This window comes from Actinokineospora guangxiensis (genome assembly GCF_042657845.1).
Taxonomy (GTDB): domain Bacteria; phylum Actinomycetota; class Actinomycetes; order Mycobacteriales; family Pseudonocardiaceae; genus Actinokineospora; species Actinokineospora guangxiensis.
On record NZ_JBHSKF010000021.1, the window covers coordinates 79,134 to 101,553 of the forward strand.

At 74.2% G+C, this 22,420-nt stretch carries 14 protein-coding genes; 12 read left to right on the forward strand and 2 right to left on the reverse strand.

Going from position 1 to position 22,420, the window contains the following annotated elements; genetic code table 11:
• Positions 1-95 precede the first annotated feature (95 nt).
• Both ACFPM7_RS29140 and ACFPM7_RS29145 read left to right on the forward strand, forming a co-directional pair.
• The gene (locus tag ACFPM7_RS29140; RefSeq protein ID WP_378251043.1) at positions 96-980 is read left to right on the forward strand and encodes a LysR family transcriptional regulator; all 885 of its coding nucleotides are present in this window, start codon (positions 96-98) and stop codon (positions 978-980) included.
• On the forward strand, positions 977-1,870 hold the full coding sequence (locus ACFPM7_RS29145; protein WP_378251044.1) for a serine hydrolase: 894 nt from the start codon (positions 977-979) through the stop codon (positions 1,868-1,870). Before ACFPM7_RS29140 ends, ACFPM7_RS29145 begins: the two co-directional genes overlap by 4 nt.
• On the opposite strand, the gene ACFPM7_RS29150 is transcribed toward ACFPM7_RS29145, so the two are convergent.
• Positions 1,867-4,437, reverse strand: a complete 2,571-nt coding sequence (locus tag ACFPM7_RS29150; protein WP_378251045.1) for an AAA family ATPase — start codon at positions 4,435-4,437, stop codon at positions 1,867-1,869. The genes ACFPM7_RS29145 and ACFPM7_RS29150 overlap by 4 nt on opposite strands.
• 224 nt (positions 4,438-4,661) lie before the next feature.
• Between ACFPM7_RS29150 and ACFPM7_RS29155 the strand changes: the two genes are divergently transcribed.
• The 4 genes from ACFPM7_RS29155 (at position 4,662) to mycP (ending at position 13,270) form a co-directional block, all read left to right on the forward strand.
• The gene (locus tag ACFPM7_RS29155) at positions 4,662-7,010 is read left to right on the forward strand and encodes a helix-turn-helix transcriptional regulator (protein ID WP_378251046.1); all 2,349 of its coding nucleotides are present in this window, start codon (positions 4,662-4,664) and stop codon (positions 7,008-7,010) included.
• Positions 7,011-7,047: 37 nt separating this feature from the next.
• A complete protein-coding gene (locus ACFPM7_RS29160; protein WP_378251047.1) occupies positions 7,048-9,441 on the forward strand; it encodes a right-handed parallel beta-helix repeat-containing protein in 2,394 nt (797 codons plus the stop codon).
• Between the two features lie 77 nt (positions 9,442-9,518).
• Positions 9,519-12,050, forward strand: coding sequence for a hypothetical protein (locus ACFPM7_RS29165; RefSeq protein ID WP_378251048.1), 2,532 nt, complete (start codon positions 9,519-9,521; stop codon positions 12,048-12,050).
• Positions 12,047-13,270, forward strand: coding sequence for a type VII secretion-associated serine protease mycosin (gene mycP / locus ACFPM7_RS29170; protein ID WP_378251049.1), 1,224 nt, complete (start codon positions 12,047-12,049; stop codon positions 13,268-13,270). The genes ACFPM7_RS29165 and mycP overlap by 4 nt, the downstream gene beginning before the upstream one ends.
• A 508-nt stretch (positions 13,271-13,778) precedes the next feature.
• On the opposite strand, the gene eccCa is transcribed toward mycP, so the two are convergent.
• Complete coding sequence (gene eccCa, locus ACFPM7_RS29175) at positions 13,779-17,762, reverse strand: type VII secretion protein EccCa (RefSeq protein ID WP_378251050.1); 3,984 nt, start codon at positions 17,760-17,762, stop codon at positions 13,779-13,781.
• Positions 17,763-17,898: 136 nt separating this feature from the next.
• On the opposite strand from eccCa, the gene eccD reads away from it, so the two are divergent.
• The 6 genes from eccD (at position 17,899) to ACFPM7_RS29205 (ending at position 22,412) form a co-directional block, all read left to right on the forward strand.
• The gene (gene eccD, locus ACFPM7_RS29180) at positions 17,899-19,305 is read left to right on the forward strand and encodes a type VII secretion integral membrane protein EccD (protein ID WP_378251051.1); all 1,407 of its coding nucleotides are present in this window, start codon (positions 17,899-17,901) and stop codon (positions 19,303-19,305) included.
• 3 nt (positions 19,306-19,308) lie between these two features.
• Positions 19,309-20,739 (forward strand): type VII secretion protein EccB, encoded by a 1,431-nt coding sequence (eccB, locus tag ACFPM7_RS29185; RefSeq protein WP_378251052.1) that lies wholly within the window; start codon positions 19,309-19,311, stop codon positions 20,737-20,739.
• Between the two features lie 132 nt (positions 20,740-20,871).
• Positions 20,872-21,204: a hypothetical protein gene (locus tag ACFPM7_RS29190; protein ID WP_378251053.1), complete on the forward strand. Its 333-nt coding sequence runs from the start codon at positions 20,872-20,874 to the stop codon at positions 21,202-21,204.
• 45 nt (positions 21,205-21,249) lie between these two features.
• Positions 21,250-21,534 carry a WXG100 family type VII secretion target gene (locus tag ACFPM7_RS29195; protein WP_378251054.1) on the forward strand — a complete coding sequence of 95 codons (285 nt, stop codon included), beginning with the start codon at positions 21,250-21,252 and terminating at the stop codon, positions 21,532-21,534.
• Positions 21,535-21,613: 79 nt separating this feature from the next.
• Entirely contained in the window at positions 21,614-21,967 is a 354-nt protein-coding gene (locus tag ACFPM7_RS29200; protein WP_378251055.1) for a hypothetical protein, read from the forward strand.
• Position 21,968: 1 nt separating this feature from the next.
• On the forward strand, positions 21,969-22,412 hold the full coding sequence (locus tag ACFPM7_RS29205) for a hypothetical protein (RefSeq protein ID WP_378251056.1): 444 nt from the start codon (positions 21,969-21,971) through the stop codon (positions 22,410-22,412).
• Positions 22,413-22,420: the final 8 nt, after the last annotated feature.

Below are 22,420 nucleotides of genomic sequence, written 5' to 3' on the forward strand. Positions count from 1 at the left end.
TGCTCCGGTTGGTGGCACGTCCGAGCCTGGCAGCGGTTGTCGATGCTGTCCAAGACAGAACAGGCATGATCAATGCTGGATCGGCATAGAATCGGATGGTGGACGTCCTCGCCGCCTGCAAGGCCTTCGTCGCCGTCAGTGGGCACGGCAGCTTCACCGCGGGCGCGGCGGCGGCGCGCATCCCCCAGTCGGTGGCCAGCAGGCGGGTGGCCGCGCTGGAGGAGCACTTCGGCGCGAAGCTGCTGACCCGCACCTCGCGCAGCGTCGCGCTGACCCCGTTCGGGCAGGAGATGCTGCCCTCGGTGCGCCGGCTGGTGGAGCTGGCCGACGCCCTGCGCGACGACGCCGAGCGCGCCCGGCTGCGGCCCTTCCGCCTGGCCGTGCCCGAGGTGTGCGCGCCGAGCGCCCTGGCCCGGCTCGTCGCCGGGGCCCGCGCCCACGACCTGGACATCGACCCGCGCCCGGCGGGCCCGGCCGAGCGCGCCGAGCTGGCCCGCGGCGGCGAGGCGCGTGCCGCCCTCGTCGCGGTCCCGCCCGGCGACGGCGCCTGGCGGGTGCCGCTGGGCCTGGCCTGCCGCGCCGACCCCGGCGACGTCGGCGCGCTCTACCTGGACACCCTGCGCGCCGGCCGCGCCGAGCGGAGCGCCCGCGGCCGCCGCGTCTGGGTGCAGCCGGAAGACGACGTGCCGCACGTGCGCGACCGGCTGACCCGGCTCGGGGCCGCGGTGGGCCTGCGACCGGCCCAGGTGGCGGTGGCCGCGTCGGTGGTGGTGGCGGCCGCGGGCTGCTACGGCGCCGATGACCTGGTGCTGTGCTCCCCGGAGCAGGCCGACGACCTGGGCCTGCACTGGCGGCCGGTGGGCGAGGAGGACCTGGCGCGCGGCTACGCCGTCACCGCCCGGCTGCGCGAGGACGCGAACCGCGTCCGGTCCCTGCCCGCGCCGCTGGTCGGCCGCTGCCTGGGCGGGGCGGGCCGGTGAGCGTGCTGCGCCAGGCGCGGGCGGCGCTGGAGGACGCGGGCCTGCGCGGGTCGTTCCTGGTGCGCGACCTGGACACCGGCGAGGAGATCGGGATCGACCCGGACGAGGAGTACCCGATCGCGTCGCTGGTGAAGGTGCCGCTGGCGGTCGCCACGCTGGAGCGGGTGGCCCGCGGCGAGATCGATCCGGCGCTGCCGGTCACGATCCGCCCTGAGCAGGTCACCGGCCCGGGGCCGACCGGGCTGAGCAAGTTCCGGCACCCGGCGACCGTCGCCGTGGACGACCTGCTGCACCTGAGCATGGCCATCAGCGACAACGTCGCCGCCGACACCCTCTTCGCCCTGACCCCGCCCGCCCGGGTGACCGCCGAACTCCGGCGGCTGGGCCACGACGGGATCACCGTCCGGCACCTGATGCGCGATCTGGCGGCCACCCCCGCTGCGCGTTTCTCCGCCGAGGACGCGCACCTGGCGCAGCGACTGGCGATCGACGCGGCCACCTCCGGCGGCGGGCACCCGGTGTCGCAGCTGGACGTCAGCCGGGCCAACTCGGGATCGGCGCGGGCGCTGGCCGACCTGCTGCACGCGGTCTGGCGTCCCTCCACTGTGGATGCCGGGGTGGCCGGGCGGGTGCGGGAGCTGATGGGGGAGAACCTGCTGCGCCAGCGGCTGGCCCCGGACTTCGCCACGGACTCGGCCCGGTGGTCGTCGAAGACGGGGACGCTGCTGAACCTGCGGCACGAGGTGGGCGTGGTGGAGCACGCCGACGGCCAGGCGTTCGGCGTGGTGGCGCTGACCGAGTCGTGGGTGCCCGCGGTGGTGCAGCCGGGGGCCGAGGCGCAGATGGCGTGGGTGGCGCGGCGGCTGCGGGACCACCTGCGAGGGCGCTAGCTCCCCGGCCGGTAATCGCCCTTGAGGATCGCGGTGGAGAGTTCGATGCGGGAGCGGTAGCCGGTCCGGGTGAAGAGGCGGGACAGGCGGCCTTCCACGCTCTTGTCGCTGGTGCGCAGCGCGGCGGCCAGTTGCTTGTTGGTCAGTCCGCCCGCAGCGAGGACGGCCAAGAGGTGTTCGTTCTCGGCGACGCACTCCTGGCGTCCAGGAACGGGGATGGCGTGGTCGCGCATCAGGTTCCTCGTCCAGGCGCGGTGCAGGAGGGCGTCCAGGCCGCTCAAGGCCGCGTAGGCCTCGGGGAGCAGGTGGGGGGCGTGCTCGACCAGGCGGGTGAAGGTGGTCGCCCGCTCCAGGGGGTCGGCGCTGCGGCGGGCGGCGCGCTCGCAGGCCAGCGCGGCCTCGTGGTCCTTGTCCACGGTGGCGCGGGCGAGATGGGTGAGCAGGTCGGCGCGGCTGGTGCGGGGGAGGGCCTGCAGGGCGGCCAGCGAGCGCTCGGCCTCGGGGCGGTCGCCGCGGGCGACGGCGAGATCGATCAGCTCGCTGTGCAGCAGGTCCATGCCCGCCGCCAGGTCGTCCTCGGCGCGGCGCAGGAGTCGGGCGCGGGCGGCGTCGTCGTCGCCGTGGGCACGGTCGAGCCGGGCTTCGGCGATGTCGAGCAGGTGCGGCAGCGCGGCGGGGACGTCCCTGCCGGAGGCGATCAGCTGCCGGGCGGCGGGGAGTTCGCCGCGGGCGGTCAGCAGCGCCGCCGCCGCGGCGATCGCGGCGGGGTGGCGGGTGCCGAGAGCAACCGCGCGGCGGGTCAGGTCGATCGCGGTCGCGGCGTCGCCGCGGGCGGCGGCGAGCAGGGCGCGGACGTGCTCGGGCAGGGCGGTCTCGGCGAGGTCCGCCTCGGCCGCGGTCCGGTGGGCCTCCTCGGCTTCGCCGAGGGTGAGGAGGGCTTCGACGCGGGTGGTGACGTGGGCGAGCAGGTGCCTGCCGGGTGCGGGAGCGGTCAGGGCGGCGAAGCGGTCGGGCGAGCCCGTCCACAGCTCGGCCAGGGCCAGGGTGCGCTCACCGAGCATCGCGGAGACCGCGTTGTCCGTCCGCCACGACTCGTCGGCCAGCAGGAGCGCGCGGACGTCGCGGAAGCGGTTGAGGCGCAGCAGTGCGCGCGCCCGGGTGACCGGGTCGCCCGTGGTCGCCAGGTCGGTGAGGGCGGCGTGGTCGTCCACCGCATCGGCGGTGATCGCGCGGACTTCCTGGACGGCGTCGGCGGTCAGGTGGCCGGCGTGCTCGTCGAGCAGGAGCCGGGCGGCGGAGAGGGTGCGGGCGCGGTCTGCCCCGGCCGCGCACGCCACGACGTGGCGGAACCGGATGTCGGCGCGCTCGGCGTCGTCGCCGGCCAGCGCGGCGGCGGCGGTCAGCCAGCGCAGGGACCGCTCGCCCGGCGCGGTGGCGGCGTGCTCCAGCAGCGCGCGGACCGCGCGGTCGCGGTCGAGGAGGAAGCCCGCGTCGGCGATCCGGTCGGCGACGCGGTGCGGGTCCTGGCAGCTCGCCTCGCCGGACCACACCGCGGTCACCGCGAGCGCCGACAGGCGCCTGCGCTCGAACGGGCCGAGCGCGGCGACCAGCGCGGCCTCGACCAGTGGAACGGTGAACCGCCACGACGCTCCGCGCCTGCCCCGGTGCAGCACCCCGGCCGTCCTGAGCCCGTCGAGCAGCCCGCCCGCGACGTCCTCGGCGACCCCGAGCGCCGCGCCGAGCAGCCGGGGCGCCGCCGCGCCCAGGGGCGCCAGCACGGCCATCGCCTTCGCCGCCGACCAGCAGTCCTCGCCGAGCGCCCTGACCGCGGCGACCAGAGCGCCGTCCGGGTCGGGCTCGACCGGGGCGTGCGGGCGCACCAGGTATGCCCGGCGGTCGAGCACCTCGACCGCGCCGCGCAGTGCCTCGACCGCGTCGCGCCGCGCGGCGGGAAGCCCTCGGCCCAGCGCGCGGACCCGGGCGGTGAGCGCGGGCTCCGGGGTGGCTCCCAGCGCGGCGGTCAGCTCGCGCTCGACCTCGGGGCACGACATCGGGGCCAGCCGGACGTCGGCGACCAGGCCTGCCCCGCGCAGATCGGCGACCACGGCGGCCAGCCGAGGCGGCAGCACCCTGGCTGTGCACACGCAGCTCCTGCCCGCCGGGCCGTCCGAGCCGAGTACCAGCACCAGCGCGTGCAGCACGGCCACCGAGTCGGGGTCGAGCAGGTGCGCGTCATCGATCAGCAGCACGCCGCCCGCCGGGATGCGGGCCGCCACCGCGGTGGCCGCCCGGCGCGCCAGGTCGGCGTCGTCGGCCGCGCCCGGCACCGGGCCGAACGGCGGACCGGCCCGCTCCGGCAGCCGCAGCGGGCCGTCGCCGAGGGTGAACCGCACCGGCAGCACGTCCCCGCGCGCGGTGCAGCTGACCGCCGCCACCGGGCGCCCCGACCGCCCCGCGCGGTCGCCCGCGTGGGCGAGCGCGGTGGTCCGCCCCACTCCTGACGGGCCGGTGACCAGCACGAACGGTCGCCCCGCCGCGACCTCGCCGTCCAGCACGTCCTGTCCCATGCGCGCGACCCCCGTGGTTGAACCGCTCGGCCACCCGGGACCACGGGACCGCTGTCGCGCCCGGATCGGGGGATAACCCTACGTCCCGGGTGGGGAACCCCCGGTGACGATCGGGACTGCCCCCACCCCCGGGAGGGTCGTCCCCAGAGACCCGGGACGGCCCCGCGCGACACGCTTCTCCTGATCACCCAGCCATCCAGGTCCGTGAAGCGGGGGACGCCACGATGAAGGGTCAGCGCCAGGAGCTCGCGGGCCAGCGGGCCGGACTCGACCGGCTGCGCGGGCGCGGCGCCGGCCCCGCGCTGGTGCGGGGACCGGCGGGCAGCGGCAAGACCACCCTGGTCCGGCGGCACCTGGCCGAGACCGGGGAGCCCGCCGTCGAGCTGGGCCCCGGCGCGGCGTGGGACGAGTTCCGCGCAGGTCCGCTGCTGGCCGCGGTGCGGGCGGGCTTCGAGTCCTTCAGCGGGGTGCCGCGCCTGGCCGAGGCCGTCGAGGCGGTCGGCGCGCTGTGCGTCCCCGCCTCCTACGCCACCCCGGCGCGCAGGCACCGGCTCCTCGGCGCGCTCGCCGCGCTGCTCGGCAGGCTCCGCGAGCGCACCCGGCTCGTGGTCGTCTTCGACGCCGCCGACGACCTGCCCGCCGCCGCGCTCGTCCCGGTCCACCGCGCCGGGCACGCCGCCATCGCCTGCGCCGTCCGTGCCCCGGAACTGTCCGTGCTGGCCGATGTGGTGGTCGACCTCACGCCGCTGGAGGACGACGACGCGGGCCGCCTGCTCCGCCAGGTCGCCGCCGCTCCCGTCGACGACGCCGCCGTCGGCGCCCTGCGCACCGGCCTCGGCGCCCTCTACGGCAACCCCGGCACGCTGGTGTCCACAGTGGAGACTCTGAAGGCCGCGGGCGGCCTGGCGAAGGTGCACGGCGTGCTGGCCCTGCGCGCCGCCGTCGCACTGCCCGCCGGGCACCGCCTACTCGCCGAGGTCGATGCGCTCGGCGAGGTCGGCCGCCTGCTGGTGCGGCTGGCCGCGGACGCGCCCGGCATCGGCATCGATGACATCCCCGCCCTCGCCGCCGCCACCGGCCACGCCCCGCACGTCTGGGGCAACGCCGTGGACCGGCTCGTCACCGCGGGCGCGCTCGCCCACGATGAGCACGGCCGCCTGAGCTGCCCGGTCCCCGCCCTGGGCGCGGTCGCGGCCGACGCGGACGCCCTGGCCCGCTCGGTCGCCGCCGTCGGCGCCGCTCGCCCGCGCGCCACCGGCTCGCCGTTCGCCGTCGGCACGGCCGACCGGGCCGGTGTGGAGTGCTCCGAGACCATCCGGCACCTGATCTCCACCGCGGACTACGCGGGCCTGGCCGCCTTCACCGCCGACGCCGCCCGCGACGGCAGCCGCGAGGAACTCGCCGCCGGGGCCGCGCTCGCCGCCCTGCACCTCGGCCGCCCCATCCCCGCCGCCGCGCGGTCCGCGCTCGATGGCGCCGCGACCGACCTCACCCGCCGCTGGTTCTCCCGCCGCGGCGGCGTCGCGGCCATCAGCGCCGCCGACGTCGCCGCCGCCCTGCGCCCGCTGGGCCGCCGCGCCGCCCCCGCCGACAGCACCGAGGACACCCACGACCTCGTCCCCGTGCTGCGCTCCGTCCTCGGCCCGCTCTACCGGCTGCCCGCCGACGGCCCCGTCGCCGCCTACCACCGCGTGCGCGCCGGCTACGCCGACGGGGACTGGGCGGGCGCCCTCAGCGCGGCCCGCGACCTCGAACTGCGCCACCCCGAGCTGCCGATCACCGACGCCGCCCGGCTGCTCGCCGCCGAGATCTGCGGCTGGCGCGGCGAGGACCGCCAAGCCGCGTCCTGGCTGGCCGCCGTCGGCGAGGACACCCCGTTCCCCGGGCTGCGCGGCTGGGTCGCCACCGGCCTGCGCGGGCACGCGGGCGAGGACGCCTTCACCCACGGCTGGAAGTGGTACACCGAGCACCGCGCCCGGTTGGAGGAGCCCGGCGCCGCCCGGCTGCTGACCCGCCTGGCCGCCGTCGCCACCGACACCTACGGCGCGCGTGCCGTGCAGCGCGAGACCGAGTCCCGCTGCGGGCGCACCTCGGGCACCGGCCTGCTCGTGCGCGGCCTCGTGGAGGCCGACCCGGCGTGCGTGCGCGCCGCCGAGCGGGTGATCCGCGCCCGCGGCGACCGCTTCGAGCTGGCCGTCACCTGCCTGGGGCTGGCCAGGATCAGCGCCGAGCCGCGGCCGTGGCTCTCCGAGGCCTACGAGCTGGCCAGCGCCATGGGCGCGGTCAAGCTTGTCTCCACAGCCAAGCGCACGATGGCCGGGCGCGGCGTCGAGGTCCCGGCCCGGCGGAGCCGGGCGGCCGAGCGGGCGGGCGCGCTGGAGATGTCGGATGTGGAGCTGCGGATCGTGGAGCTGATCCGTTCCGGCAAGACGAACCGGCAGATCGCGGTCGCGCTGCGGGTCAGCGCCAAGACCGTGGAGAAGCACCTCACCAGGTTGTTCGCGAAGGCGGGCTGCCGCACGCGGCACGGGCTGGCGACGTCCGGCCTCGGCGCGGAGCTGGTCGGCGCGTGATGCGGGGCAGGCAGGCGATAGCGGAGGAGTCGCGACCGTGAGCAAGGACGTCATCGTCATCTCGCAGGACCCCGGGCAGGGGCGGCGCACCATCGGCGACGCCGTCGCGGGCGCGTCGGTCGGGGCGCTGATCGTGGTGGGGCCCGGCCGCTACCGGGAGAGCCTGGTGCTGACCAAACCGGTCACCATCACCGCCGAGAACGGGCCCGGCACCGTGCAGCTGATCGCCGTCAGCGGCCCGGCGGTGACGATGTCGACGGACTCGGCCGCGCTCTCGGGCCTGACCATCGTCTCCGACGACGCCGACAACCCGGCCGTGCTCGTCGCCCAGGGACAGCTGAGCATCACCGAGTGCGAGGTGCGCGCCGCGGCGTGGGCGGCGGTGTTCGCGCGCGACCGCGGCACCGTCCTCATGCGCGACTGCGAGGTGCGCAACACCGTCGGCGCGGGCGTCGTGGTGACCGCGCCCAACGGCGGCGTGCTCGACGGCTGCGCGCTGACCGACCTGGGCACCTCCGCGGTGGTCGTCGCCGACGACGGCAACCTGGCGCTGCGCTCGTGCGCGGTGCGCGGGGCCGCGGGCAACGGCATCTGCCTCAACGGCCGGGGCAGGCTGACCGTCGAGGACACCGCCGTCAGCGGGACCGGTAAGCCCGCCGTCGCCGTCGAGCAGCACGCCGGGCTCTCCGCCGTGCGCCTGACCGTGAGCGATGTGCCCGCCATCGGCTTCTACCTCGCCACGAAAGACCGGGTGCTGCTGGAGGACTGCGCGGTCGAGCGCTCCTCGGGAGAGGGCGTGTTCGTGGCCGAGGGCTGCGCGCCGGTGCTGCGCGGGGTCAGGGTCAACGGCGCGCGCGGGCGCGGAATGCACTTCGGCGGGCGCTGCGGCGGTACCGTCAGCGGCAGCTCGGTATCCGATGTGGACGGTTTCGGGATCGTGGTGACCGAGCGCGGCACCACCGAGTTCGACCAGGTCGCCGTGTCCGGGTGCACCGGCGCCGGGGTGCGCGTGGACGAGGGCGCCGACCCGCTGCTGCGCAGGCTGCGCGTGCTGGGCTGCGACGGCGACGCCATCGAGGTGACCGGCGGGGCGCGCGGGACGCTGGAGAACGTCGAGGTCGACGGCGGGACCACCGGCCTCGCGGTCACCGGCGGCGCGCGCCCGACGGTGACCGGGCTCAGCGTGCGGCGGCCGTCGGGGGCCGGGGTGAGCGTCGCCGCCGCGGCGCTGGCGCTGTCCGAGGCGGCCATCGACGGCGCGGGCGGCGACGGCGTGCACGCGGGCAGCGGCGCGGACCTCTCGCTCGTCGGCTGCCGGGTGCAGGGCAGCGCGGGCATGGGCTGCCTGTTCGCCGAGGGCTCATCGGGCACCGCCACCGGCTCGGAGTTCTCCGGCGGCGGCGCGGACGGCATCCGCATCGAGACCGAGGAGTCCGTGCGCGTCGCCGGGTGCACCGTGCGCGACAACCACGGCAGCGGCGTCCGGCAGACCCGGCCGGGCACCGCGATCGAGGTGCTGGACCTGATCACCAGTGGCAACCTCGCCCCCGACGCCTTCGGCACCTCCGCGGGCAGTCCGGCCCCCGCCGCGCCCGCCCCGGCCCCCGCCCGCCCGGCGCGCGGCTCGGACCCGCTGGTGGAGCTGGAGAACCTCGTCGGCCTGGCCGGGGTGAAGGCCGAGGTGACGTCGCTGATCAACCTCAACAAGATGGCCAAGCGCCGCCAGGACGCCGGGCTTTCCGCGCCGCCGATGGCCAGGCACCTGGTCTTCGCCGGGGCGCCGGGCACCGGCAAGACCACCGTCGCCCGGCTCTACGGCGAGATCCTGGCCGAGCTGGGCGTGCTGCGCAAAGGCCACCTGGTCGAGGTCGCGCGCGCCGACCTGGTCGCCCAGATCATCGGCGGCACGGCCATCAAGACCACCGAGGCATTCGAGTCCGCGATGGGCGGCGTGTTCTTCATCGATGAGGCCTACACGCTCTCCAGCAGCCGCGGCGGCACCGGCCCCGACTTCGGGCGCGAGGCGATCGACACGCTGGTCAAGCTGATGGAGGACCACCGCGAGGACATCGTCGTCATCGCGGCGGGCTACTCCAAGGAGATGACCGACTTCCTCTCGGCCAACCCCGGCATGGAGTCCCGCTTCAGCCGCACGATCGAGTTCGCCAACTACACCCCCGACGAACTGGTCACCATCGTCCGCGCCCAGTGCGCCAAGCACGACTACCGCCTGGACGACGACGCGGGCGCGGCCCTGCTCAAGTACTTCGACGAGATCCCCAAGGACGGCACCTTCGGCAACGGCCGCACCGCCCGCCGGGTCTTCGAGCGGATGACCGACCGCCAGGCTTCCCGCCTGGCAGGCGACCCCGACGCCAACGCCGCCGACCTCACCCTGCTCACCCAGGACGACCTGGCCACCGCCCGCTGATCCGACCGCCACCTGAGCCCGACCGCAGAGCCGGACCGTATGAGCCGGACCACCTGAGCCAGACCACGGAGTGACAGATGCGCGACACCGACCCCCTGGTCGCCGAACCGCACGAGCCCCGCCACCTGCTGATCCGCCTTCGCGACGAGCCCGGCCTCAGCGCGCCGGTCGCGACGGTGGAGCCCCACCAGCTGCTGGTCCTGGCCACGCCGGGTGCGCACGCGTCGCCGTCGCTGGTGGACGAGCTGGTGCAGCGGCTGCGCGGGACGCGGGCGGAGTCGGTGTGGATCGCCGTCGCCGGGCTGGCCTCCGCGGAGCGGGTGCGGCGGATCGCCGACGAACTGGACGTGGAGGTCGTCGCGCCGGACGGCGGGGTCGCCGTCGTGCCGGGGGCGGAGCTGTACGCCGGGGCAGGGGTGGGCGGCACCGGGTGGTACCGGTGCGAACCCGGTCGCGAGCCGGTGTTCCACGGCGCGCGGTTCTCGGCGCCGGAATGGGAGTCGTGGCTGCCCGCGGACGTCGCCGGGACGGTCGGGGTCCCATGCGGTCTGGTGGTCGGCGACGTCCCGGGAGAGCCGGGCGGCTGGGTGGTCGGCGAGGCCAGCGGCGGCGGCGCGTTCGGGGTGCCCGTGAACCGGCGGTTCCCGAAGGTGGTCGTGGGCTCGGCCGTGCCCGCTCCCGAGACGGTGGCCCACGTGCTCGGCGGCCTGCCGGACCGCCCGGTGATGCTCGTGCCCGCCGTGCCCGGTGCGCTGGAGCCCGGCTGGCTCGCGGAGCTGGCCCGCCTGCTGGGGCGCGAGGTGGTGTTCAGCGCTGGGACGCAGGTCCGGGCCCGGTCCGGGGCGGTGTCGACGCTGGTGCCGGACGGCAGGGGCGGTCGGCTCTTCCGGCCGTTCGCCCTGGTGCTGCGGCAGGACCCGGACGGCGGGCCCCAGGAGGTCCTGGACATCGCCGCCGCCCCTCCCGGCTGGGAGCGCGGCGGCCCGCGCGCGTACCGCCGCGACGGCGTCCTCGCCGAGGTGGTCCCCTCTGGCCTCGTCCTGCACTCCGGCGACGCGGATGTGTCTCTTGTGGACGCACCATTCGACCCGGCGGGCTGGACGCTCACCGTGGGCGCGCCGGGCGGCGTGATCGCCCTTCCCGCCCTGCAAGCGGCCGAACAGCTCCTCGCCGACCTGCCCGCCGAACAGCGCGCGGCCGTCACCGTCCGCTTGGCGGGCACCGCCGACGCCGACGCCGCCCGCGCCCTCGACCCCACCCCGCGCGCCCACGCTCCCCAGCCCCCCGTCACGACGACCCCGCCGCGCCCCTCCGCACCGCCGCCGGTGCCCACGTCCACGCCGCAGAAGCCAGAGCCGCCTGTGCTTCCGCCCGTGGTGTCCGCCTCGCCGCCACCGGTGGTCCCACCCGTGCAGCCGGCAACCGAGCCTCCCGTGACAGCGCCGCCGGTGACAGCGCCGCCGGTGACAGCGCCGCCGGTGACAGCGCCGCCGGTGACAGCGCCACCCGTCGAGCCGCCCGTGGTCGAGGCTCCCACACCTGTCGTCGCGACCACCTCCGCGCCGCCGCGCACGACCAGCGCGCCCGCCGCCCAGGGCACGTCCGACCCCGCTCCTCCGAAGCGGGAGATCCCTCCCACGCCCGAGAAGGAGGCCGAGCCCATGCCCGCCGACCTTCCCCGGACGGCGACGTCCGCCCCACCGGTCATGACCACCTCGGGCGCGCCGGTCTCCACCGTCTCCGAGCGCGCGGGCACACCCGCCGCCCCGGTGGAGCGTGCCGATCGGACGATTCGGGCACTGGAGGTGCCCGCGCGGGCCAGCACCGCGGCCGAGCAGCTGCGCTTCACCACCGCGGCCGGGGACTACTTCTCCGAGGCGCTGGCGACCGTCAACGCCGCGATGGCGACCTGGCCCGCGATGCGCGTTGACGAGTCGTCCGGGGTGAAGGCGGACTATGTCGCTGTCTGCCTGTTCCTCGGCAAGGGTGCCGGGGACGCGCTGTCGCTCAACGCGGCGTTGAAGGCAGGCCAGGCGGGCGAGCTGGACGCACAGGTCGCCTGTCTGATGTCGGGCATCCGGCGACTGCCGACGCAGCGGCGGGCCGTGCTGCGGCAGGGGATGGTCGCCGAGTCGCTGGAGCACCGCAGCGCGCCGGGCACGGTGCTGACCGAGCCGGGATTCCTGCCCGCGTCGATCGACCTGGACGTCACGCTGCCCGGGGCCGACCTCGATGTGCTGATCTGGCCCAGCACGGCGCGGCGGACGTCGGAGCTGCTGCTGGGCAGGCCGGTGGACGAGGCGCTGTTCGTGGCGGGGGCGCGGTTCAAGGCGCTGGCGGTGCGGACCGCTGAGGACGAGTCGGAGGAGGAGAAGGAGGTCGCGGCGCCGCGGGTCGCGGTGCTGTACCGCGAGCTGGCACCGGGGGAGGTGCCCACCACCAGCGACCTTGACGAGCGCGACCTGGCCGTGCTGGCGAAGCTGGACGGGGTGCTGGAACGGCGTCACCGCAACGGGTTGCGGGTGGTCGACGATCCGGAGGTGGCGGCCCGGCTGACGACCTCGATGGTGGTCTGGCAGCGCGAGACCGCCACGGCGGTGGCGTCATGAGGTGGGCGGCGGCGGTGCTGGCGGCCGGGCTGCTGACAGCGTTCCCACTGGCAGCGTTCCCCCTGGCGGCGTCCGCGCAGCAGGACACCACCTCGCAGGAGAACCCGCCCACCACCACGCAGGAGCCCGAGCCGTGCCTCCCCGCGCCGCCGAAGGTGGAGCCGTCGGTACCGTGGGGACAGCGCCAGCTCGCGCCGGAGCGGGTATGGCCGCTGACCGACGGGACCGGGATCACCGTCGCGGTGGTCGACACCGGCGTCGACGCCTCCATCCCGCAGTTGCGGGGGGCGGTCCTGCCGGGTGTGGACACCACGCAGGCGGGACCCGCGAACACCGACTGCTTCGGGCACGGGACGTTCGTCGCGGGAATCATCGGGGCCCGTGCGGTGTCGGGGACCGGGTACGTCGGGGTCGCGCCGGGGGTGCGCATTCTGCCGATCCGGTGTGCCACCACCGACGACCCCTCGGTCGCCGGGGCGCTGACGCCTGAGGGAATGGCGGCGGGAATCCGGGCCGCGGTGGACGGCGGGGCCCGAGTGATCAACGTGTCGGCGAGCACGACGGAGCGGAACGCGGCACTCGCGGATGCTGTGGCGTACGCGGAGAAGAAGGACGTTGTCGTCGTCGCGTCGGCGGCCAACAGTGCTGAGCAAGGGGAGTCGGTGACCTATCCGGCCGCGTATCCGTCGGTGATCGCCGTGGGGGCGGTGGACGAGGCCGGGAAGCACGCGCAGTTCTCGCAGACCGGGCAGTTCGTGTCGTTGGTGGCTCCCGGGGTGGATGTGGTGGGGTTGGGGCCTGGTGGGGGTGGGCATTGGACTGGCAGCGGGACGAGTTACTCGGCGCCGTTCGTGACCGGGGTTGTGGCGTTGGTCCGGGCTTACCGGCCCGGGTTGTCGGCTGCTGAGGTGAAGGCTCGGTTGTTGGCCACCGCTAGTCATCCCGCGGTGCGGCTGCCTGATCCGGCGTTGGGGTGGGGGATGGTAGATCCGCTGGCTGCTGTGACGATGGAGCTTCCGGGCGAGGGGTCCGTGGTGTTGCCGCCTGATGCTGTGGCTGCTCCGGTGGTTGTGGTGGATGAGGTGGGGGGTGTGGTGGCTGTGGCCGGGTTGGTGGGGGGTGTGGTTGTGGTGTTGTTTCTGGGGGTGGTGTTGCGGGTTGGGGGTCGGGGGAGGAGGAGGGGGTTTCGGGCTGCTCGGGTGGTTGAGGTTCGGGAGTAGGGTTCCCGCTTGCCGGCGTTGGGCGGTCGGGGTCCGATGGGGTGGATTCGCTTCGGCGGGGCCCCTATGAAGAATCGCCGCTGCGTGAGACGCGGCGTGGGATCGGCAAGCCGGTCTCACGCACGCCAGTTCAGCGGCGATTCTTCTCCCCCGCCGAAGCGAATCCACCCCATCGGACACCTCTCGCCGGTGAGCACACCCGCTTGACCTCGTCTCTGTCTCTCCCGCGTGCCTGCTTCGTGTCTTTCGGTCAGCCGCCTTGCTGCCTGTCTTTGGCGTTGGCACTTCGCTAGCCTGTCCGGTTCCCTTGCCTCCTTGCCTCCTTGCCTCCTTGCCTCCTTGCCTCCTTGCCTCCTTGCCTCCTTGCCTCCTTGCCTCCTTGCCTCCTTGCCTCCTTGCCTCCTTGCCTCCTTGCCTCCTTGCCTCCTTGCCCCGACCGGAAACGAACCGTGGCCCGTCCCGACTCTCGTCAGGAACGGGCCACAGTCCTCTGCGGATAATCAACCGCCTAGCTGTTCTCCGGCTTCGCGAAGCCCTCCACCAGCGGCGTCTGCACCAACCGCACAGCCCTCCGCCGGTTGATGAACTGCGCCCGCCCCGGCGGCAGCGTCCGAGGCTTGAGGTTGCCCAAGAACGACCCCTCCGTCTTCGGACAGGACAGCAGCACAGCAGGCGTCCCCAGCTCCCACATCCGCCGGACCGCCTGGTTGGACATCGACCGGCTACCTCCAGTCGTGCTGCGGGCGATGATGATGTGGACCCCGATGTCAGCCGCCTGGGGCAGCAGGGGAATGAGCGGATCCAGCGGCCCCGACCCGGAGGCCTCGGCCAACTCGAAGTCATCAATGATGATGTAGAGCCTCCCGCCCTCCCACCAGTCGCGAAGGGGAAGCCGGCCGGGCGTGATCTCAGGGCCGGGGATTCGGCTCTTGAGGACCTGCGTGGCGCCCGCGATCGACTTGGTGAGGGCTTCGGCGCCGACGGCGTACTCCAGTTGGTGGGTGGTGGGGATGGAGTCGTGGAGTTCTCGGCGGAAGTCGCCGAACATCACTCGGGCCTGGTCGTTGGTGTGGTGGGCGGCGACTGAGCGGGCGATGTGGCGTAGGAGGTTGGTTTTGCCGGATTCGGCGTCGCCGTAGATGAGGAGGTGGGGGCTGGCGTCGAAGTCGTGCCAGAGGGGGGCCATTTCGACGTCGTCGATGCCCAGGGGGACGCGCATCTCGGCGGTGGGGCCGGGGGCGGTGGGGGCGGGGAGTTCGCGGGCGGTCAGCAGGTGGGGCAGGAGGCGGACCTTGGGGGCCGCGGGGGCCGTGGGGAGGGCGAGGGATTCGGCCAGTTCGACGGTGGCCTCGGCCAGGTCCTCGGTGTCCGACGAGCCGTCGATGCGGGGCAGGGCGGCCAGGAAGTGCAGGCGGTCGGGGGTGATGCCGCGGCCGGGGATGGCGGGCACGGTGGCGGCGAAGCGGCTGTTGACCTCCGAGTCGACCGGGTCGCCCAGTTTCAGCTCGAAGCGGGTGCCCAGCACGTCGCGCAGCCATGGGCGCATCTCCGACCAGCGGTTCGACGCGATCACCAGGTGGATGCCGAAGCTCAGGCCGCGGGCGGCCAGCTCGGTGAAGCGGTCCTCGATCTCCTCGAAGTCCTGGCGGATCGAGTACCAGCCGTCGACCACCAGGAACACGTCTCCGTACGGGTCGATGTCGTGGTAGCGGCCCGCCCGGCGGGCGCGGCGGTAGGAGGCCATCGAGTCGATGTTGTGGTCGGCGAAGATGGCCTCGCGCTTGGCCATCAGGTTCGTCACCTCCAGCACCGTCCGGGTGACCCGGTCGCGGTCGAGGCGGTTGGCGATCGATCCGACGTGCGGGAGCTTGGCCAGGGCGGTCAGCGTGCCGCCGAAGTCCAGGCAGTAGAACTGGACCTCGGCCGCCGTGTGGGTCAGCGCCAGGCCCGCGATCATCGTGCGCAGCATGGTGCTCTTGCCGCTCTGCGGACCACCCACCACCGCCACGTTGCCCTTGCTGCCGGACAGGTCCGCCAGCAGCAGCTCGCGCTTCTGCTGCGCGGGCAGGTCGATCAGGCCCACCGGGACGGTCAGGTTCGCCGTCTGCAGGTTGCCGACCGGGCGCGGGCCCAGCTCCGGGTCGTCCACCAGCGGGGGCAGCAGCTGGTCCAGCGTCGCCGACTTCTTCAGCGGCGGCAGCCACACCTGGTGCGCGCGCGGCCCGACGTCGCGCAGCTTGGTGATCAGCACGTCCAGCACCGTGTCGGTGCCCTCCGGCTCCTCGACGGGCTCGGGCTCCGGCTCGGGCCGGGCCTGCGGCTCGACGTAGCCCACGCCGAAGGGCACCACGCGCTGCTCCACCGACTTGTCCACCGGGCCGCGCCGCTTCGGGCGGTACGGCGAGGACGAGTATGCGCCCTTGAAGCGCACCAGCGTCTGGGTGTCCGGGCGCAGGTAGCCGTTGCCGGGGCTGTTGGGCAGCTCGTAGGCGTCCGGCACGCCGATGACGCTGCGGCTCTCCATCGCCGAGAACGTGCGCAGGCCGATCCGGTACGACAGGTGCGTCTCCACCTTGTGGATGCGGCCCTCGTCCAGGCGCTGGGAGGCCAGCAGCAGGTGCACGCCGAGGCTTCGGCCCAGGCGCCCGATCATGGCGAACACGTCGATGAACTCCGGCTTGCTGGAGAGCATCTCGGAGAACTCGTCCACCACGATGAACAGCGCGGGCATCGGCTCCAGCGGCACGCCCTGGGCGCGGGCGGCCTCGTAGTCGCGGCGGGAGGCGTAGTTTCCCGCCGCGCGCAGGTACTCCTGGCGGCGGTTCATCTCGCCGGTCAGCGCGTCCTGCATGCGGTCGACCAGCTCCAGCTCCTCGGACAGGTTCGTGATCACCGCCGAGGTGTGCGGCAGCTGGTCGAAGCCGAGGAACGCCGCGCCGCCCTTGAAGTCCACCAGGACGAAGTTCAGGTCCTCGGAGGAGTGCGTCGCCGCCAGCGCCAGCACCAGCGTGCGCAGCAGCTCGCTCTTGCCGGAGCCGGTCGCCCCGACGCACAGCCCGTGCGGGCCCATGCCGTCCTCGGCGGCCTCCTTGAGGTCCAGCTCCATCGGGGTGCCGTTGCCCGCGATGCCGATCGGCACGCGCAGCCGCCGCTTGGCGGTCATCCGCTCGCGGCGGTAGCGGACCGGGTCGAAGTGGGCGACGTCGCCGAGGCCGAGCAGACCGGCCAGCTCGTAGTCGGCGGCCATCGGCTCATCGTCCTCGGAGACCTCGCCGACCCGGTAGCGGGCCATCGTCCTGGCCAGCGCGGACGCGCCCCGCTCGCTCATCGCGTCCGGCCTGCACAGCGGTTTGCTCGCGGGCCTGCCGAGGCGGTCGAAGGAGACGGTGCTCGCCTGCTCGGCGGTGACCTCCAGGAACAGCACGCCCGGCCGCTGCTGCCAGGGCAGGCTGCCGGAGACGTCGATGACCACCGCGTTGCGGTAGCCCTCGTCGGCGGCGCGGTGGTCGGCGGGGACGCTGACGCCGTCGACGATGAGCACCACGTACGGCTCGGACGCGGTCACCGGCGTGTCGGCCTCGAAGCGGGGCCTGCCGGTGAACGCCGCCCCGCCGAGCAGGGCCTCCACCTCGCCGATCGAGTCGGCCACCAGCCGCCGCGGGCCCGCGGCGTCGCGGGCTTCGAGGTCCTGGTTGTGCGGCAGCCATTTCAGCCAGTCCCAGCGCTGCACCCGGTCGTCCTCGGCGCACAGCGCGATCCGCACGTCGCCGGGCGCGTGCGCGGTGGCGAGCTGGCCCAGCATCGCGCGCACCAGCCCCAGCACGGCGGCGTCGTCGCCGCCGAACTGGATCTGGCCGAACCCGCGCAGGTACACCGCGATCGGGGCGTTCGGCAGCGTCGAGTACGCCCGCAGGAACCGGCGCAGCGCGTGCGCGGCCAGCGGTTCGAGGTCCTCGATCGGCTTGGTGTCCGGCGGCAGCAGCTTCATCGCCGAGCGCTGCGTGCCCACCCCGATGCGGACCTCGCCGAAGTCGTCCTGGGCCGGTCGCCGCTCCCACAGCCGGTAGCCCAGCGCGATCGACCACAGCGCGCGCGGGTCCGGGTGCACCCAGCGCGCGGCCCGCTGCTGGGCGGTCAGCGCCTTGCGGACCCGGCCGCGCAGCTGCGCCAGGTAGCGGATGTAGTCGCGGCGGTGCCCGTGCAGCTTCTGCTTGTGCGTCACCGAGTTGCGCACCATCTGCACCACGAGCATGCCGATGACCGACACCAGCATCATGCCGCCGCCGATGTAGGACATCAGCCCGGAGCCGGGCCGCACGAACATCAGCACCATCGCGATGGAGCCCAGGCCCATCGGGGCGTACATCAGCACCGAGCTGATCCCGCCGCCCTGGTCCTCCGGGACCGCGGGCGGCTCCTGGATCTGGATCTCGTCGCCCGGCACGGCCGGTTTGGGCCGCCGTGCGCGGCGCGCGAACAAGACCGTGCTCATGTCGCTCTCCCTCGGTGAGTGGACTTCCCCCACTTGGCGCGTGCGGGCTCCGCTACAGGGTTCTCGTGCGGCGGCCCCCGTTAGGTTCGCCTTGATTCCGGGAGTGGGCCCGCAGGCAGGAAGGACCTGGTGCCAGATGGAAGAGCAGACACAGCAGCGCACGGCGACGATCGGCACGTCGGCCCGGCTGCGCTTCGTCCTGGGCGGCGGTGTCACCGAGGTCGCGCTGCCGACCGAGGCGACGCTGACCGACCTGCTGCCCGCCGTGCTGCCCCAGTTCGGGGCCGACTGGGTCGAGCAGGGCGCCGACCACGAGGGCTGGGTCGTGCAGCGCGTCGGCGACGCCCCGCTGGACGAGGACCGCACCCTGGCCGAGCTGAACCTGCTCGACGGGGAGACGCTGTACCTGCGCCCGCGCGCCGACCAGCTCGCCCCGATCGACTACGACGACCTGGTCGACGGCGTCGGCGAGCAGGTCCGCGAGCACCCGGGCGCCTGGCGGCCCCAGCACACCCGGTGGATGTTCCGGGTGGGCAGCGCGGCCACCCTGCTCTTCGGCCTGGCCCTGCTGCCCGGCGTCGGCGCGGTCGGCCTGCAGGCGACGATCGCGCTGGCCTGCGCGGTGCTGCTGCTCGGCGGCAGCGCCCTGGCCGCGCGCGGCGCCACCGACCCGCACGCCGCGACGATCCTGGCGGGCACCGCGGTCTGCTACGCCGCCGTCGGCGGGGTGCTGCTGGTGCACGCGATCGCCCCGCTGGCGTCCTTCCCCGTCGAGGTCGCGGTCGCGGTGACGGCGGCGTTCCTGGCGCTGTGCGCGGGCGGGTTCCTGGTGGCCGACGCGGCACTGCTGTTCACCGGCGCGATCCTGTTCGTGCTGGCGATCGGGGTCACCGCGCTGATCGCGATCGTCGCCGACCTGGCCGTGCCGCAGGCGGTGGGGATCGGGCTGTCGGTGTGCCTGATCGTCGGCGTGTTCCTGCCCGCCACCGCCTTCCGGCTCTCCGGGCTGACCCTGCCGATGCTGCCCTCGGACGCCCCCGAGCTGGACGAGGACATCGACCCGGTCCCGGCCAGGATGGTCGTGGAGCGCGGCACCGCCACCGTCGGCTACTCCACCGCCCTGCACGTGGGCCTCGGCGCGGCGCTGTCGGTGCTGCTTCCGCTGCTGGTCTTCGGCGGCACCGGCTGGACGATGACGCTGTCGCTGGTCGTGGCGTTCCTGCTGCTGCTGCGCACCCGCCACCCCAGCGGCGTCGTGCAGCGCTGGGCGATCCTGACCCCCGCCGTCGTCACCGTCATCGCCAACCTCGCGCAGATCGCGGAGGAGCGCACCGAGGGCGGGCGGCTGCTCGCGGTGTTCCTGCCGCTGCTCGGCGTCGGCGCCGTCCTGCTGCTGTTCAGCAGGATGATGCCCGGCAAGCGGCAGAAGCCGTACTGGGGCCGCGCCGTGGAGATCCTGGAGTCGCTCACCGCCGTCGCGGTGATCCCGATCCTGCTGCAGGTCCTGGGCGTGTACGCCTGGATGCGCGGATTGGCGGGCTGAGAGATGCAGTCGCGCCGGGATCAGGTACAGGCCTACTTCTTCGTGGTCGGCAGGCTCGTGGCCGCCGTCGTGCACGGCAAGCCCGATGTGCTCCAGCAGCCCAACAAGCGGCTGAACACCGGGACGTTCCTCGGCGTGGTCGTCGGGGCCGTCCTCATGGGCATCTTCGGCATCTACGGCCTCTTCGTGCCCGGTGGCGACACGTCCTGGCGGCACGCGGGGGCCATCGTCATGAACGAGGACTCCGGCGCGCGCTACGTCTTCCTCGACGGCCAGCTGCGCCCGGTGCTCAACTACTCCTCGGCCCGCCTGGCCGCGGGCGGCGCGGGCGGCGGCAAGATCTTCGAGGTCTCGCAGAAGTCGCTGGACGGGACCCCGGTCGGCCAGCCCATCGGCATCCCCGACGCCCCCGACGCGCTGCCCGGGGCGAAGGCGCTCGACACCGGCCCGTGGACGGTCTGCGCGCAGCCCCCGGGCACCGGTCCCCAGGCCGGCGGGCCGTCCTCGACGCTGCTGGTCGGGCAGGCCCCCGCGCTGGATCCAGCCGGGCAGCGCGCGCTGCTGGTGCGCGCCCCCGACGGCACCGACTTCCTCGTGTGGCAGGGCGTGCGGCACCGCATCCCGGGCCGCACCGAGGCCACCGCGCTCGGCTACAGCGGCGTGGACCCGCTGGCGGTCACCACCGCGTGGCTCAACCCGATCCCGCAGGGCCCGGACCTGGCCGTGCGCGCCCCCAGCGGGGTCGGCACGGCGGGGCCGAGGATCGACGGCGGGCCGAGCACCGTCGGCCAGGTGTACCTGGTCCGCAACCCCGCCATCGGCACCGACCAGCTCTACCTCGTGCGCTCCGACGGCGTCGCCCCGCTCTCCCCGACGACCGCGGCGCTCCTGCTGGCCGCGCCGTTCACCAAACAGGCCTATCCGGGCACAGCGGTCACCCCGATCGAGGTCGGCCCCGGCGCGCTGACCGGCGTCCCCGCCTCGGGAGGCGACCCCGACCTGGTCGGCACCCTGCCCAGGACGCCGCCGGAGATCCTGCAGCCGAGCGCCGACACCGCGCTGTGCGTCGCCTTCACCCCGGACGGGGAAGCCGGGATGCGCGCCGCGGCGGGCGTGCTGCCCGCCTCCGTCCACACCGACTCGATGCCGGTCGCCGCGCACCAGGCGGGCGTGACCGCCGACCGGGTGGCGATCCCGGCGGGCGGCGGCGTGCTCGTGCGCGAGCAGTCCACACCGGACATCGCGATGACCACGGTGTACCTCATCACCGAGACCGGGATGAAGTACCCGCTGGCGGGCGCGGACGTCGTCAAGGCGCTCGGCTACACCGAGCAGACCGCCGTGGCCATGCCCGCGGCCATGCTCGACCTGCTGCCGACCGGGCCGCTGCTCAGCCAGGAAGGCGCGCTGAGCGTGCAGGCCCCCGCCCCCTGAGGCTCATGAGGGGAACTCCGCTTCCTTCCCCTCCCGGCTCCCGGACCCGCCCGCCGCCGAGCCGCCCGACCTAGCGTTGGGGTAGCTCGGAGACCTGGGCTTTGACAGGAAGACAACGACAGGAGACCCGCGATGTCGCGCTCAACCCAGCTCGACCCCGTCGAGATCCACAAGCAGGCAAGCAACCACGACCAGACCCGCGAGAACATCGTCGGGCAGCTCGACCAGCTCAAGGTCGACGTGCAGAACGTCCTGCAGGCCAGCGGCAGCGCGGCGACCCGGGCGCTGAGCACCAGCACCGACTCGTGGGTCGAGTCGGTCAAGAAGACGGTGATCTCGCACATGGAGGCCATGGCGCAGAACATCCGCCGCGAGGCCGACGGCCAGGAGGCCACGGACGAGAGCCTCAACAGCCAGATCATGAACATCCCGATCGAGACCGGCAACTTCCTGGGCGGCAGGTAACCCCTCCGCTCCTCACGACCCCCTCACGGCGAACTGGAGACAGCGATGATCAGGTACGACTACGAGGCCATCGACGTGGCGATCTCGATGATGCAGAAGAAGGCGCAGGAGATCGCCAACCAGACCGACGAGCAGCAGCAGCAGGTCAAGGCGATCATGGTCGGCTGGGAGGGCTCCACCGCGCTCGCCTACAACGCCCTGTGCGACGACCTGGAGAAGGACCTGCGCGAGAACGTCGGCATCCTGGAGCAGCTGAAGGCCACCTTCCAGCAGGGCGCCAACGACATGCAGGACATGGACGCGCGCGGCGGCAAGAACGTCTACAGCTGAGACCTGCGGTGCGCGTGCCGGGCGCGCCGCCGTCCGGCACGCACCCGCAGGACACCGATCCGTCCACAGGAGGCACGAGATGACCGGGACGAACCTCAACGTCGAAGCCGTCAAGGGCTCGGCGGCCAACATCGGGCGGATCATGGACGACATGTCCGCCTTCACCGAGCTGCGGGCCGCCTGGCCCGCGCTGGGCGACTTCGACCTCGCCCAGCAGCTCCAGGCCATCGTGGACGACCGCCGCACCGGCGTCATCGTGCACGCCGAGCAGCTGCGGACCTCGCTGACCGAGATCGCCAAGGCGCTGCACAAGGTCGCCACCGACGTCGAGAACACCGACGAGGGCACCGCCGAGAAGATCCGCGCGGTCGTGGCGGGCCTGCGCGTGCGCGTGCAGGAGGACCTCGCCCAGCTCGACGGGCAGCGGGTGTGACGTGGCGGCCACCGAGTACGACAAGGAGGCCATCGAGGCCGCGGCGAACAAGCTGGGCACGCTGCTGGACGACATGGACGACTTCAACGAGCTGAAGCCGCACTGGCCCAACGCGGGCAAGTTCCCGCTGGCGCAGTGGCTGGAGCGCATCGTCGACGACCGCCGCAACGCGATCGTCGCCCATGCCGAGCACCTGAGGTTGACGCTGGAGAGCTCGCAGACCTCGCTGCTGCAGATCGCCGAGGACTTCGACAACCTCGACGGCGGCAACGCCGAGAAGATCAAGGGTGTGCTCGACAAGCTGACCACGCGCATCCAGGGCGAATGGGACACCTGGGACAGCAACACCGAGAAGGACCACCGCAACTACACCCCGCGCGGCGACGGCAACGCCACCGACGGCGACGGCTACAACGACGACCTGAACGACCCGCTCAAGTACTGACCGGCCAC